12 protein-coding genes are annotated in these 13,513 nt (G+C 70.2%); 7 read left to right on the top strand and 5 right to left on the bottom strand.

The annotated features are described in order from the left end of the window. Positions 1-102: 102 nt before the first annotated feature. The 3 genes from ACTWQF_RS00330 to ACTWQF_RS00320 all read right to left on the bottom strand — a co-directional run bounded on the left by ACTWQF_RS00330 (position 103) and on the right by ACTWQF_RS00320 (position 2,323). Positions 103-462 carry a zinc-ribbon domain-containing protein gene (locus tag ACTWQF_RS00330; protein WP_443275950.1) on the bottom strand — a complete coding sequence of 120 codons (360 nt, stop codon included), beginning with the start codon at positions 460-462 and terminating at the stop codon, positions 103-105. A 74-nt stretch (positions 463-536) separates the two neighbouring features. After that, complete coding sequence (locus ACTWQF_RS00325; RefSeq protein WP_443275948.1) at positions 537-1,289, bottom strand: glycerophosphodiester phosphodiesterase; 753 nt, start codon at positions 1,287-1,289, stop codon at positions 537-539. Continuing rightward, positions 1,286-2,323, bottom strand: coding sequence for an adenosine deaminase (locus ACTWQF_RS00320; protein WP_443275947.1), 1,038 nt, complete (start codon positions 2,321-2,323; stop codon positions 1,286-1,288). The genes ACTWQF_RS00325 and ACTWQF_RS00320 overlap by 4 nt, the downstream gene beginning before the upstream one ends. 127 nt (positions 2,324-2,450) lie before the next feature. Between ACTWQF_RS00320 and ACTWQF_RS00315 the strand changes: the two genes are divergently transcribed. The 7 genes from ACTWQF_RS00315 to ACTWQF_RS00285 all read left to right on the top strand — a co-directional run bounded on the left by ACTWQF_RS00315 (position 2,451) and on the right by ACTWQF_RS00285 (position 10,841). Beyond that, on the top strand, positions 2,451-3,047 hold the full coding sequence (locus tag ACTWQF_RS00315) for a DUF4190 domain-containing protein (protein WP_443275946.1): 597 nt from the start codon (positions 2,451-2,453) through the stop codon (positions 3,045-3,047). Between the two features lie 332 nt (positions 3,048-3,379). Beyond that, positions 3,380-4,909, top strand: a complete 1,530-nt coding sequence (locus tag ACTWQF_RS00310) for a gamma-aminobutyraldehyde dehydrogenase (RefSeq protein WP_443275944.1) — start codon at positions 3,380-3,382, stop codon at positions 4,907-4,909. Between the two features lie 78 nt (positions 4,910-4,987). Next, the gene (locus ACTWQF_RS00305) at positions 4,988-6,229 is read left to right on the top strand and encodes a polyamine ABC transporter substrate-binding protein (protein ID WP_443275942.1); all 1,242 of its coding nucleotides are present in this window, start codon (positions 4,988-4,990) and stop codon (positions 6,227-6,229) included. Positions 6,230-6,303: 74 nt separating this feature from the next. Then, positions 6,304-7,452, top strand: a complete 1,149-nt coding sequence (locus ACTWQF_RS00300; RefSeq protein ID WP_443275940.1) for an ABC transporter ATP-binding protein — start codon at positions 6,304-6,306, stop codon at positions 7,450-7,452. Beyond that, positions 7,449-8,420 (top strand): ABC transporter permease, encoded by a 972-nt coding sequence (locus tag ACTWQF_RS00295; protein ID WP_443275937.1) that lies wholly within the window; start codon positions 7,449-7,451, stop codon positions 8,418-8,420. Before ACTWQF_RS00300 ends, ACTWQF_RS00295 begins: the two co-directional genes overlap by 4 nt. Beyond that, the gene (locus tag ACTWQF_RS00290; protein WP_443275935.1) at positions 8,420-9,259 is read left to right on the top strand and encodes an ABC transporter permease; all 840 of its coding nucleotides are present in this window, start codon (positions 8,420-8,422) and stop codon (positions 9,257-9,259) included. Before ACTWQF_RS00295 ends, ACTWQF_RS00290 begins: the two co-directional genes overlap by 1 nt. Positions 9,260-9,416: 157 nt before the next feature. Further along, entirely contained in the window at positions 9,417-10,841 is a 1,425-nt protein-coding gene (locus ACTWQF_RS00285; RefSeq protein ID WP_443275934.1) for an NAD(P)/FAD-dependent oxidoreductase, read from the top strand. An 87-nt stretch (positions 10,842-10,928) separates the two neighbouring features. On the opposite strand, the gene ACTWQF_RS00280 is transcribed toward ACTWQF_RS00285, so the two are convergent. After that, positions 10,929-11,651, bottom strand: a complete 723-nt coding sequence (locus tag ACTWQF_RS00280; protein WP_443275932.1) for a phosphatase PAP2 family protein — start codon at positions 11,649-11,651, stop codon at positions 10,929-10,931. A gap of 359 nt (positions 11,652-12,010) precedes the next feature. Beyond that, a complete protein-coding gene (gabT, locus tag ACTWQF_RS00275) occupies positions 12,011-13,369 on the bottom strand; it encodes a 4-aminobutyrate--2-oxoglutarate transaminase (protein ID WP_443275931.1) in 1,359 nt (452 codons plus the stop codon). Between the last annotated feature and the right edge of the window lie 144 nt (positions 13,370-13,513).

Here is a 13,513-nt window from a genome sequence, read left to right as displayed (position 1 = left end):
CGACTCCCTCGCTGAGAGTGCGTACGCATCCGCATACGCATCGGGCCCGCACCCTGCCTTCCGGCGGTGCGGGCCCTCTCGTACCGGCGTGCGGCCTCGGCCTCAGGACTGGTACGGGTTCTGCGGCTGCCGGCCCGCGAAGGGGTTGCCGCTCTGCGCGCCCGGCTGCTGGGGGACGCCGCCCATGCCCTGCTCCGGGCCGGGCTGCCCGGCCGGAGCCGGACCCTGGGCCTGGACCAGCATCTGTTCCGCCGACTCCTTGGACACCTCGGACTGCGCTCCGCAGAAGGTGCACTGCAGCGAGTGCTTCGCAGGTGCGATCGGGAAGAGCGGGATGAAGAAGAGCGAGAACTTCGTGACGCGCTTACGCAGTGCGTGCGCGGCGGGGTTGCCACAGAAGCCGCAGAGCAGGTTCAGCATGGCCAGCTGCACCAGCTTGCTGCTGGTACCAAAAATGATCATGGCGGTTTCCATTCACGAGTGCGTAGACGAGCTCATACGAGCCAATCACTCACGGATGCCCGCCGTAAGCCACTTCATGTAACAGCCCTGCCCCAACTCCGGCGGCCGGGCGGCGACTCCAGGGCGCTCACCAGCCGGGCGATGTGGTTGGTGGTGAGCGCGTCGACGCCCATGGCGGCGAGCCGGCGCATGGTGCGTACCCGGTCGACCGTCCATGCGGAGACCAGCCGTCCGTCGGCGTGTGCACGGTCGACCAGTTCCGGGGTGAGCAGCCCGAAACCGTAGTTGAGCCAGCGGGGTTGCAGCTCGTGGAGCAGGGTCGGCCGCACCGGCGCCGCGCGCTCCCAGGTGAGCGCCACCTCGGCGCCCGGCTCCGCGGCCCGCACCCGCCGCATCGCCTCCGCGCCGCCGCAGTAGTAGACGCGCTCCGCGGCGTCCGCAGCCCGCACCGCCGCGACCGTGGCCCGGGCGGCTGCCGGGTCGGGCAGATCGATCAGCGTACGGACGGAACGCGTGACGGCCAGCGCGTCGGCGAGCGAGGGCACGCCTTCCGCGAGGGCGGCCAGCCGCTCGTGGGTGAGCGCGGAGAGGGCGGCGTCGTGCCCCCACAGCCGCTCCAGCGTCCGGTCGTGCAGCACGACGGGGACTCCGTCCCGGGTGAGCCGTACGTCCAGCTCCACGGCATCGGCCCCGGCGGCCACGGCGGCGCGGAACGAGGGCAGGGTGTTCTCACGCGCGGCGAAGGGCGCGCCCCGGTGCGCCACCGCGGCCGGTCTGCCGCGCGGGGGACCGGGCGATGCTGCCGTCCCGGCCGCGCTGCCGGTCACCTGGGGCGCTGCCAGTCGGCGAGGTAGGTGTCGATCTCCTCGCACAGCCGGGCCTTGCCAGCCTCATCCAGGAAGGAGACCTTCACCGCGTTCCTGGCGAGCGTCGCGACGCCGGGCGCGTCCAGGCCCAGCAGCCGGGCCGCGATGCCGTACTCGGTGTTCAGGTCGGTGCCGAACATCGGCGGGTCGTCGCTGTTGACGGTGACCAGGACGCCGGCCTTGACCATCTCGCTGATGGGATGGCCCTCCAGCGTCTCCACGGCCCGGGTCGCGATGTTCGAGGTGGGGCAGACCTCCAGCGGGATGCCGCGCTCGGCCAGGTGCTCCAGCAGCCGGGGGTCCCGGACGGCGCTGGTGCCGTGGCCGATGCGTTCGGCACGCAGCGAGGTGAGCGCGTCCCAGATGGTCTCCGGGCCCGTGGTCTCTCCCGCGTGCGGAACGCTGTGCAGCCCTGCGGCCAGCGCGCGGTCGAAGTACGGCTTGAACTGCGGCCGGGGCACCCCGATCTCGGGCCCGCCCAGACCGAAGGAGACCAGCCCGTCCGGTGCCATCTCGGTGGCGATCCTGGTGGTCTCCTCCGCCGCCGCGAGACCCGCCTCGCCGGGAATGTCGAACGTCCAGCGCAGCACCACACCCAGCTCCCGCTCGGCGGCGCGGCGGGCGTCCTCGATGGCTTCCAGGAAGGCGCCGTCCGGAATGCCGCGGCTCACGGAGCTGTAGGGAGTGACGGTCAGTTCCGCGTACCGGATCGACTGCCGCGCCATGTCCCGGGCGATCTCGTACGTCAGCAGACGCACGTCCTCGGCGTCCCTGATGAGGTCCACCACCGACAGATAGACCTGGATGAAGTGCGCGAAGTCGGTGAACGTGAAGTATTCGGCAAGTGCTTCGGGGTCGGTCGGTACCCCTGCCTCCGGATGGCGGCCGGCGAGCTCGGCCACGATCCGGGGTGAGGCGGAGCCGACGTGGTGCACGTGCAGCTCGGCCTTGGGCAGTCCTGCGATGAAGGCGGCCAGGTCGGAAGGGTGGGACAAGAGGGCCTCCGGCTGAGTTGCGGGTCCGGATCATCGTAGGCGTCCGCCGCCGGGAGCGGGGCCCGGGCTGCGCATAGCATGAAGGGCAGGGAACGGGAGGAAACGGGAGCAGAGGAGAGGGGACGCGATGGACAAGGGGGCAGGGCATCTGCCGCCTGCCGGAGCGCCCGGGCAGGCGAGCTGGGGGAACGGCAACGGCCCGGGGGACGAGATACCGCCCCCGATACCGCCCGCGCCGGACGGGCCGGGCCGCTCCTACGGCGCACAGCCACCACCCGGGTACGGCCCGCAGAGCGGCCAGGCCGGTTACGGCGGTTACGGCGGCTACGGTGCCGGGGCGTACGCGCAGTACGGATACGGATGGCAGGGGCCGCCTCCGCCGGTCGGCAAGTCCGTGGCGGCCATGGTGGTGGGCATCGCCAGCGTGGTGCTGGTCCTCACCTGCTGGGGCAGCTTCCTCGCGGTGTTCTCCTCCGTCGTCGCGCTGTGCCTGGGCGTCAGCGCCCGGCGCGGAGTGGAGCGTGGGGAGCTGGGCGGCGGTGGACAGGCGACGGCCGGGTTCGTCCTCGGCATCGTCGGGCTGGTGCTTTCGGTGATCGTCAGCACGTTGCTGATCCTCGGTCTGACGGTCTGGTCGGACGACTCCGGAAGCGGCTCGGGCGGCGGCAGTGGTGACTCCTACAACGCACAGAGCTCGCACGTTCCGGTGCTGACGGCCGACTGAACCCATCCTCGGTGCACGACAGTTGACAGAGGGCGGCCCTCCCGCGGGTGCGGGAGGGCCGCCCTTCGTGTTTGCCGCACAGGGTGCGCCCGTCGTGTCGCGCGGGGGATCTTCCGTCGTGCCGCGCAGGGCTCCCCCATCGTGAGGCGAAATCCGCGCCGGGGTATCGATTCCGTGGCGTAATCAAAAGATAACTACGGAATCCCTTGTTGGATGGTCGAACCCCTGCCAGGATCGGCTGTCAACAGCGGCCTGGGCTACGGCGCCGAATCGCACGACCGTGCCCTGAGACCGCCGCAGCACGCCGCATGCCGTAGTGGTCAGGAGTCCCGATGGTCCAGCGCTTCGATGTGTCCGAACGGTTCGCCGCGGGCGCCCAGTACGTCGCGGGCAGGCTCGGGCCCGGCACCTCGGGCCGCTCGCACGCGGTCGTGGACCCCGCGACCGGCGAGGAGGTCTACGCCTTCGAGCTGGCGAGCGCCGCCGACGTCGACACCGCCGTCCGCGCGGCAGACGAAGCCCTCCCCGGCTGGGCGGGTGCCACCCCCGCCGAGCGCTCCGAGGCCATGCACCGCTGGGCGGCCCGGCTGACCGAGCTGACGGACGAGTTCGTGTACGCCGAGTCGCTCCAGTGCGGCAAGCCGCTCAAGCTCTCCGCCGAGTTCGATGTGCCCGGCTCCTTCGACAACGTCGCCTTCTTCGCGGGCGCTGCACGCCACCTCACCGGCGCCGCGGCAGCCGAGTACAGCGGCGAGCACACCTCGGCCGTCCGCCGCGAACCGCTCGGCGTCATCGGCTCCATCGCCCCATGGAACTACCCGCTCCAGACGGCGGCCTGGAAGATCCTCCCGGCCGTGGCGGCCGGCAACACCATCGTCCTCAAGCCCTCCGAGCTCACCCCCCTCACCTCATTGATGTTCGCGCAGGCCGCGCACGAGGCGGGCATCCCGGCCGGCGTCATCAACATCGTCACGGGAGCGGGCCGGGACGCGGGTGAGGCGCTGGTCGCCCACCCAGGCGTCGCCATGACCTCGTTCACCGGCTCCACCGCCGTCGGCAGGCGGGTGGCCGAGATCGCCACCACCGCTTCCCGGCCCGCCAAGCGCCTCCACCTCGAACTGGGCGGCAAGGCACCCTTCCTGGTGTTCGACGACGCCGACCTGGAGGCCGCGGCACACGGCGCGGTCGCGGGCGCGCTCATCAACACCGGCCAGGACTGCACCGCGGCGACCCGCGCCTATGTCCAGCGTCCGCTCTACGAAGCGTTCGTGCGGGCCGTCTCCGACCTGATGGACGGGGTGCGCGTCGGTGACCCGTTCGCGGACGGGACGGACCTGGGGCCGCTGATCTCCCATGCACAGCGCGACCGGGTGGCGGGCTTCGTGGACCGGGCCCGCTCCTACGCCACCGTCGTCACCGGTGGTCAGGCACCCGGCGGAGAGCTCGCCAAGGGCGCGTACTACCGGCCGACGCTCATCACCGACGCGCCGCAGGACAGCGAGGTCGTCCAGCAGGAGATCTTCGGCCCCGTCCTCGTCGTCCTCCCCTTCGACACCGACGACGAGGGCATCGCGCTGGCCAACGACACCCCCTACGGACTCGCCGCCTCCGCCTGGAGCCGCTCCGTCTTCCGCACCGGACGCGCCGCGCGGGAGCTCCAGGCCGGGTGCGTATGGCTCAACGACCACATCCCGATCATCAGCGAGATGCCGCACGGCGGCTACAAGGCGTCCGGCTACGGCAAGGACATGTCCGCCTATTCCTTCGAGGAGTACACGCAGATCAAGCACGTCATGTCGGAGACGACCGGCGTCGTGCGCAAGGACTGGCACCGCACGGTCTTCGGCGCGCGCGACCGCTGAGCGCACGCGCCCCGTCCGTCCCCTCTCCACACCCCCCCGCACCCCTTCCCCGTTCTCCTTCCAGGAAGGCGGTCCCCCATGGACCTGTACGAAGGACTGCCGGAGCCCGTCGCCAAGGCGTGGGAACGCGGTCTGACCAGTGGCCGCGCCGCGATGTCCCGGCGCAGGCTGCTGCGAGCCGCGTCCCTCGCCGCGGCCGGCTCCGCCCTCGCCGCCTGCGGAATCCCGCCCGCGGCAGGCAGCAAGGGCGGCGAGGCCCCCGAGGACACCCCCGACCACTCCCGCAAGGAGAAGGTCCTCAACTTCGCCAACTGGCCGCTCTACATCGACGTCGACGAGAAGAACAAGAAGAAGCGCCCCACGCTCGACCGCTTCGAACGTGAGAGTGGCATCAAGGTCAAGTACGTCGAGGACATCAACGACAACAACGAGTTCTACGGCAAGATCAAGCCCCAGCTCGCAGCAGGCCAGGACACCGGCCGTGACCTGGTGTGCCTGTCCGACTGGATGGCCGGCCGGGTCATCCGGCAGGGCTGGGCGCAGCGCCTGGACCCGGCCAACCTGCCGCACGCCGTCACCAATCTCGAGGACCGCTTCCGCGCCGCGGCGCACGATCCCGGGCGGCAGTACAGCTACCCGTGGGCGGGCACGGCCTGCATCGTCGCGTACAACAAGAAGGCCACCAAGGGGAAGAAGGTCACCAGCGTCACGCAGCTGCTGGAGGACGAGTCCCTCAAGGGCCGGATATCCATGCTGACAGAGATGACCGACACCATCGGGCTGACCATGCTCGACATGGGGATCGACTCCGAGCGCTTCTCCGAGGACGACTTCAACGCGGCCATCGCCCGCATCCAGAAGGCCGTCGACCGCAAACAGCTCCGCCGCTTCAGCGGCAACGACTACATGGACGAGCTCAACTCCGGCGACATCGCCGCCTGTCTGGCCTGGGCAGGTGACGTGGTGCAGCTCCAGCTCGACAACCCCGATGTGGAGTTCGCCGTCCCCGAGCGCGGCTATCTCTTCGGTACGGACGACCTGCTCGTACCCGCCAAGGCCCGGCACCGCAGCAACGCCGAGGCGCTGATCGACTACTACTACCAGCCCAAGGAGGCCGCCGAGCTGGCCGCGTGGGTCAACTACATCTGCCCGGTCTCCGGCGCCAAGGCCGAGATGGAGAAGATCGACAAGGAGCTGGCCGAGGCTCCGCTGATCTTCCCGGACGAGCGGATGATCGCCAAGGGCAAGAACTTCCGGCCGATGAGCGCCAAGGAAGAAGCACGGTACGAGGAGAAGTTCTCCAAGCTCATCGGGGCCTGAACCGCCCGCGTCCCTGCCCGCCGGGCCTGCTCCCCTCGACTGTGGGACCGGCCCCGCCTCCCCGAGGACCGGCTATGACCATCACTCTTTCCGGCATCAGTAAGACCTTCGGCGACTTCACCGCCGTCCATCCGCTCGATCTCACCATCCCGGAGGGCTCGTTCTTCGCCCTGCTGGGCGCCTCCGGCTGCGGCAAGACGACCACGCTGCGCATGATCGCGGGGCTGGAGGAACCGACCTCCGGCAGCATTCTGCTGGGCGACGACGACATCACTCGTCTCCCGCCCCACAAGCGCCCCGTCAACACCGTCTTCCAGAACTACGCGCTCTTCCCGCATCTGGACGTCACCGAGAACATCGCCTTCGGGCTGCGCCGCCGCGGGGTGAAATCTGTGAGCAAGCAGGTCGAGGAGATGCTCGACCTCGTCCAGCTGGGTGACATGGCCCGCCGCAAGCCACGCCAGCTCTCCGGCGGCCAGCAGCAGCGCGTCGCCCTCGCCCGCGCGCTGATCAACCGTCCCCAGGTGCTCCTCCTCGACGAGCCGCTGGGCGCCCTCGACCTCAAGCTGCGCCGCCAGATGCAGCTCGAACTCAAGCGCATCCAGACCGAGGTCGGCATCACCTTCGTGCACGTCACCCACGACCAGGAAGAAGCCATGACGATGGCCGACAGCGTCGCGGTGATGTACGGCGGGCGCGTCGAACAGCTGGGGCCGCCCGCCGAGCTGTACGAGAACCCCCGCTCGACGTTCGTCGCCAACTTCCTGGGCACCTCGAACCTGATCGAGGCGGAGGTGGTCGCGCAGGACGCCGCCGAAACGGATCAGGTGCGGGTCCAGGTGGTGGGCGCCGAGGCCACCCTGCGGCTGCCGACCGCCCGCTGCGCCGTCGAAGAAGTCGACGCGGGCACAAAGGTGCTGGTCGGCGTACGGCCGGAGAAGATCTCCCTCACCCACACCGACGACGCGGACACTGTCCCCCAGGGCGTTCCCGAGGACCACAACCGGCTCACCGGCCGCATCACGGACGCCAGCTATCTGGGAGTCTCCTGGCAGTACCTCGTCGAGACCCCGACCGGCACCGGGCTCACCGTCTACGAGCAGAACGTGGCGCGCGACAGCAGGCTCACGCCCGGCTCCCATGTCGTACTGCACTGGCGGCCCGCGCACACCTTCGCGCTGGACGCGGCCCAGGACGCGGCGGCGGGCGAGGAGGCCGTATGACAGCCGTAGCCCCTCTCTCGCCCTCGGGACCCGCGTCGTCCGACGCGGCTCCCGGCACGGGGAAGTCCCCTGACGGCGCGGCCACAGGGCAGGGCGCCGGACGGGCGCGCCGCAGGCTGACGCCGTACTGGCTGCTGCTGCCCGCCGGGCTCTGGCTCGCCGTCTTCTTCGTCGCCCCGCTCTTCTACCAGGCGTCCACCTCCGTGCAGAGCGGCTCGCTGGAGGAGGGCTTCCGCGTCACCTGGCAGTTCTCGAACTACACCGAAGCGCTGGGGACCTACGGCGAACACTTCGTCCGCTCGTTCGGATACGCGGCCGTCGCGACGGCGCTGTGCCTGCTCATCGGCTACCCGCTCGCCTACATGATCGCCGTACGCGCCGGCCGGTGGCGCAACCTGCTCCTGGTGATGGTGATCGCCCCGTTCTTCACCAGCTTCCTCATCCGCACCCTGGCCTGGAAGACGATCCTCTCCGACGGCGGCCCGGTCGTCGGTGTCCTCAGCTCCCTGCACATCCTCGATGTGACCAGCTGGCTGGGGCTGACCGGCGACGAGCGCGTGCTGGCCACCCCGCTGGCGGTGGTCTGCGGCCTGACCTACAACTTCCTCCCGTTCATGATCCTGCCGCTCTACAGCTCGCTGGAACGGATCGACACCTCGCTGCTCGAGGCCGCCCGCGACCTGTACGCCAAACCCTCGACGACGTTCCGGAAGGTGACCTTCCCGCTCTCGCTGCCCGGCGTGGTGGCCGGCACGCTGCTCACCTTCATCCCGGCGTCCGGCGACTACATCAACGCCCAGCTGCTGGGCTCGCCCAACGAGCAGATGGTCGGCAACGCCATCCAGAAGCAGTTCCTCAACGTCCTCGACTACCCGACGGCGGCAGCGATGTCCTTCATCCTGATGGCGCTCATTCTGATCATGGTCAGTGTCTATATGCGCAAGGCGGGAACGGAGGAGCTGGTCTGATGTCCACCACCGCCCAAGCCCCCTCCCGCTCCCGCTCGCTGGGCTCGCCGGTGCGCTGGCTGCGCAGGAACGCCGTCGTGCTGATGGGGTGTCTGGCCCTGGCGTATCTGCTGGTGCCCAACCTGGTCGTCCTGCTGTTCTCCTTCAACAAACCCGCCGGCCGGTTCAACTACGCCTGGCGCGCGTTCTCCACCGAAGCCTGGACCGACCCCTGCGGCGTCGCGGACATGTGCGGGTCGCTGGGACTCAGCCTCCGGATCGCGGTGCTGTCCACGCTGATCGCCACGGCGTTCGGTACGTTCGCGGCCTTCGCGCTGGCCCGCTACCGCTTCCGGGGCAAGAGCACCACCAACGCGCTGATCTTCCTCCCGATGGCCATGCCCGAGGTCGTGATGGGCGCCTCGCTCGGCACGCTCTTCCTCAACACGCGCATCCAGTTCGGGTTCGTGACGCTCCTGATCGCGCACGTCATGTTCTGTCTGAGCTTTGTGGTGGTCGCCGTCAAAGCGCGGGTGATGAGCATGGACCCCCGCCTTGAGGAGGCCGCACGCGATCTGTACGCCGGGCCCTTCCAGACGTTCTGGCGGGTGACGCTGCCGCTGGCGGCGCCAGGCATAGCCGCCGGCGCCATGCTCAGCTTCGCCCTGTCGTTCGACGACTTCATCATCACCCAGTTCAACGCGGGCCCCTCGACGGTGACCTTCCCCATGTTCGTCTGGGGCGCGGCCCAGCGTGGGGTGCCGGTGCAGGTCAATGTGATCGGCTCGGCGATGTTCGTGCTGGCGCTCGCCATCGTGCTGGGAGGCCAGATCGCGGCCAACCGCCGCAAGAAGTCGTGAGCGCGGGCGGGATCCCGTCTCCCGCCGCTGCCGTTCCCCCGTACGTGTACGCCCGCGTTCACCCCGGCCATCCGCGTACACCCGCGTATATCTGCGTACACCTGAGTACATCCGCGTACACCTGCGTACAACCGTGTGCAACAAGGAGCCGATAACCGTGAGCGATGCTGTGGCCTCCGAAGCTGCCCTCCGCTCCCTCGCCGACGCCCGGCCGAGCCCCTTCTGGCTGGACGACCCCGACCACCGCCCCGCGGCCCGCCCGGCACTCGTCGGTGACGAAAGCTGCGACCTGCTCGTCGTAGGAGGCGGCTACAGCGGACTGTGGACCGCGCTGGTCGCCAAGGAGCGCGATCCCGGGCGCGATGTGGTGCTGGTCGAGGGCGAGGAGGTCGGCTGGGCGGCCTCGGGGCGCAACGGCGGCTTCTGCGCCGCCTCGCTCACCCACGGCTTCGGCAACGGCCTCTCCCGCTGGCCGGACGAACTCGCGGAGCTGGAGCGGCTGGGCCTACGGAACCTGGACGCGATCGAGGAAGCCGTCGCCCGCTACGGCATCGACTGCGACTTCGAACGCACCGGTGAGATCGCCGTGGCCACCGAACCCCACCAGGTGGCCGAACTGGAGGAGTGGGCGCAGCAGGCCCGAGACCTCGGCGTGGGGGAGGGGCTGACCCTGCTGGACCGCGACGCGGTGCGCGCCGAAGCCGACTCCCCGACCTTTCTGGCCGGGCTCTGGGACCGTACGGGCGTGGCCATGGTCAACCCCGCACGGCTCGCCTGGGGCCTCAAGCGCGCCTGCGAACAGGCCGGCGTACGCATCTACGAGCACACCCCGGCCACCCGGCTGGCCCCCAGCGGCTCCGAGATCGCCGTCGCCACCCCGTACGGCCGGGTACGCGCGCGGCAGATCGCCCTCGGCACCAACGCCTTCCCGTCCCTGGTGCGCCGGGTGCGGCCCTACATCGTCCCCGTCTACGACTACGCCCTGATGACGGAGCCGCTCAGCGAGGAGCAGCGGGCCGCGATCGGCTGGCACAACCGCCAAGGGCTCAGCGACAGCGCCAACCACTTCCACTACTTCCGCATCACCGCCGACAACCGCATTCTGTGGGGCGGCTACGACGTTCTCTACCACTACGGCAGCCGCATCTCCCGGGACTACCACCAGCGTCCCGAGACCTTCGCCAAGCTCGCCCGGCACTTCTTCCGCTGTTTCCCGCAGTTGGAGGGGCTCCGCTTCAGCCACACCTGGGGCGGCGTCATCGACACCTGCTCCCGGTTCTCCCCCTTCTTCGGCACCGCCATGGACGGCCGCGTCAGCTACGTGGCCGGCTTCACCGGGCTGGGTGTCGGCGCCAGCCGCTTCGGCGCCGAGGTCATGCTCGACCTGCTCGCGGGCGAACGGACGGAACGCACCGCGCTGGAGATGGTGCGCAAGAAACCGCTCCCGTTCCCCCCGGAGCCGGTGCGCTGGGCCGGGATCGGCCTCACCCAATGGTCGCTGGCCCGCTCCGACGCCCAGGCCGGACGGCGCAACCTGTGGCTGAAGGCGATGGACAAGGTGGGGTTGGGCTTCGACAGCTGACCAGCCGAGCAACTGACCGGCCGAGCAGCCGAGCAGCCGAGCAGCCGAGCACCCGATCTGCCGACGTGCTGATGTGCTGACCTGCTGTCATTCGTCGGGCGTACGGAGGGCGGTGGCGGCGGCCGGGGCCGCGGACAGCAGCAGCACGCCGAGGCACCAGCCCGCCACCACGTCCAACGGCCAGTGGTATCCCCGCCACACCAGGCCGAGCCCGTTGCCGGCGACGAGTACGGCGACGAGCGTCCACCCCGATGACCTGGCAGCGCGGGAGAGCCCATCGCAGAGGAGCAGCAGCGCGCCGCCGAGCGCCACCGCCGTGGTGGCCGCATGCCCCGACGGGAAGTAACCCCCGCCGCCCAGCGGGCCGGTGCGGTCCGTCCACGCCTTCAAGCCCGTCACCAGCGGCGCCATCAGCCCCATCGCCACCGCGTAACAGAGCACCGGCCGCCAACCGCGGCCCCGCCGGCGCAGCAGGGACAGCGCCATCGCGACGGCCAGGATCGGCAGGGCAACCTCCATGTTGCCCAGATCCGACAGCGCCTCGGCGAGGGCCCGCGGCGGTGCCGCACGACGCATGTCCGTACCCAGATCCTCGTCCCAGCCGATCAGCGTGCCCCGGGCGAGCACCTGCCAGATGGTCAGGGCCAGGACGAGACCGCACAGGAAACAGGCCCACAGCGTGGGCGCGGAACGGGTGGTGACGCGTACGGAACCGGTCGTGGACGTGGCCGGCCGCCCGGGAACCGGGGGGACAGTTCCGGGGCGGCCGCGTCGACCGGGTTTCCGCGGGTCCCGGGGGGTGTGGGACAAGCGGCTATCCGATCGGTGAGGAACGTGCGCGAGGGCACGACCGGGCCTGTCTTGGGGAGAGACCGGCTCGGGCCGGGATGCTGGAGGTGGCCCTCCGTGTCTCCCGGCGACTGAGGAAACCGTACGGCAGCCTGAGGGGGCCCGACAGGCGCATTACGTACCGAACATCGGCCCCGCACACATTCTTCACCGGTACCGCTCCCATGCTGGTCACCGCCCACTTGGCCTGCGCTCGGGCGGTGTGCGCGCCCCGTGTCGCGACCCCACGCTACAGGCCCCGGAACGCGAAAGTGCGGGCGCCGGAACGCCCGCACTCGCGTGGACAGAGCTCGACGGAGCCCCGTCGTGCTCTCGGAGGGTCACAGACCGGTGACGGCCTCTTCCAGGACGTCGAGGCCCTCGTTGAGCAGCTCCTCGCCGATCACCAGCGGCGGCAGGAAGCGCACGACGTTGCCGTAGGTGCCGGTCGTCAGGACGAGCAGGCCCTGCTGGTGGCACGCCTTGGCGAGCGCCGCGGTGGCCTCCGGGTTGGGCTCCTTGCCGCCCGGCTTCACCAGCTCGATGGCGAGCATGGCGCCCCGGCCGCGCACGTCGCCGATGATGTCGGACTTCTCCGCCAGCTGCTCCAGCCGCGGCTTCATGATCTCCTCGATGCGCCGGGCCTTGGCGGGCAGGTCCAGCTCACGCATCGTCTCGATGGAGCCGAGTGCCGCGGCGCAGGCCACCGGGTTGCCGCCGTAGGTGCCGCCCAGGCCGCCGCTGTGCGCGGAGTCCATGATGTCGGCCCGGCCGGTGACGGCGGCGAGCGGCAGACCGCCCGCGATGCCCTTCGCGGTGGTGATCAGGTCCGGGACGAGGCCCTCGTCCTCGCAGGCGAACCACTGGCCCGTACGGCAGAAGCCGGACTGGATCTCGTCCGCGACGAAGACGATTCCGTTGTCCCGCGCGAACTGCTGGATCCGCGGCAGGAAGCCCGTGGCCGGGACGATGAACCCGCCCTCGCCCAGCACCGGTTCGATGATGATGGCCGCGACGTTGTCCGGCCCGATCTGCTTGGTGATCTGGTCGATCGCCTGGGCCGCGGCCTCCTCGGCGCAGTTCTCCGGGCCGGTCAGCCAGCGGTAGGGGTAGGCGACCGGGACGCGGTACACCTCGGGGGCGAACGGGCCGAAGCTGTGCTTGTACGGCATGTTCTTGGAGGTGAGCGCCATCGTCAGGTTGGTGCGGCCGTGGTAGCCGTGGTCGAAGACCACGACCGCCTGGCGGCCGGTGTGCGCACGAGCGATCTTGACGGCGTTCTCCACGGCCTCGGCGCCCGAGTTGAACAGCGCGCTCTTCTTGTCGTGGTCGCCCGGCGTGACCTTGGCCAGCTCCTCACAGACCTGCACGTACGGCTCGTAGGGGACGACCATCGCACAGGTGTGGGTGAAGTCGTTGAGCTGCTCGGTCGCCCGGCGTACCACTGCCTCCGCGCTGTTGCCGACGGAGGTGACGGCGATGCCGGAGCCGAAGTCGATGAACGAGTTGCCGTCCACGTCCTCCAGGACGCCGCCGCCGGCCCGCCGTGCAAAGACCGGCAGCACCGTCCCGATGCCGTGGGCGACCGATGCCTGCTTGCGGGCCATCAGCTCCTGCGACTTGGGCCCGGGTACGGCGGTGACGACCCGCCGCTCCTGGGGGAGGGCAGGCCCTCCGGACAGTTCTGTCTTTCCGGTCATAGCGCACTCCTCGGGAGGAACGGGGGTCTGGTACTTCGCAGGCTAGGGGCACGCGCGCGGCCGACACATGCACCGCTCCGGAGAAGTGCCGTCCGCGTGTTGGCCACTACGGATATAGGCGCCGGGGTGTCCATCCGGCCGGGC

Origin of the sequence: Streptomyces sp. 8N114, from assembly GCF_052245835.1 — a bacterium.
Lineage (GTDB): Bacteria > Actinomycetota > Actinomycetes > Streptomycetales > Streptomycetaceae > Streptomyces.
Note: the sequence above shows the minus strand (reverse complement) of the source record. Positions and strands in the feature narration are given on the sequence as shown.

What these genes read in the sequence shown, in the direction of transcription:
- ACTWQF_RS00330 (WP_443275950.1), bottom strand. Translation starts at nt 462, where the DNA reads ATGATCATTTTTGGTACCAGCAGCAAGCTGGTGCAGCTGGCCATGCTG.
- ACTWQF_RS00315 (WP_443275946.1), top strand. Translation starts at nt 2,451, where the DNA reads ATGGACAAGGGGGCAGGGCATCTGCCGCCTGCCGGAGCGCCCGGGCAG.
- ACTWQF_RS00310 (WP_443275944.1), top strand. Translation starts at nt 3,380, where the DNA reads ATGGTCCAGCGCTTCGATGTGTCCGAACGGTTCGCCGCGGGCGCCCAG.
- ACTWQF_RS00305 (WP_443275942.1), top strand. Translation starts at nt 4,988, where the DNA reads ATGGACCTGTACGAAGGACTGCCGGAGCCCGTCGCCAAGGCGTGGGAA.
- ACTWQF_RS00300 (WP_443275940.1), top strand. Translation starts at nt 6,304, where the DNA reads ATGACCATCACTCTTTCCGGCATCAGTAAGACCTTCGGCGACTTCACC.
- ACTWQF_RS00295 (WP_443275937.1), top strand. Translation starts at nt 7,449, where the DNA reads ATGACAGCCGTAGCCCCTCTCTCGCCCTCGGGACCCGCGTCGTCCGAC.
- ACTWQF_RS00290 (WP_443275935.1), top strand. Translation starts at nt 8,420, where the DNA reads ATGTCCACCACCGCCCAAGCCCCCTCCCGCTCCCGCTCGCTGGGCTCG.
- gabT (WP_443275931.1), bottom strand. Translation starts at nt 13,369, where the DNA reads ATGACCGGAAAGACAGAACTGTCCGGAGGGCCTGCCCTCCCCCAGGAG.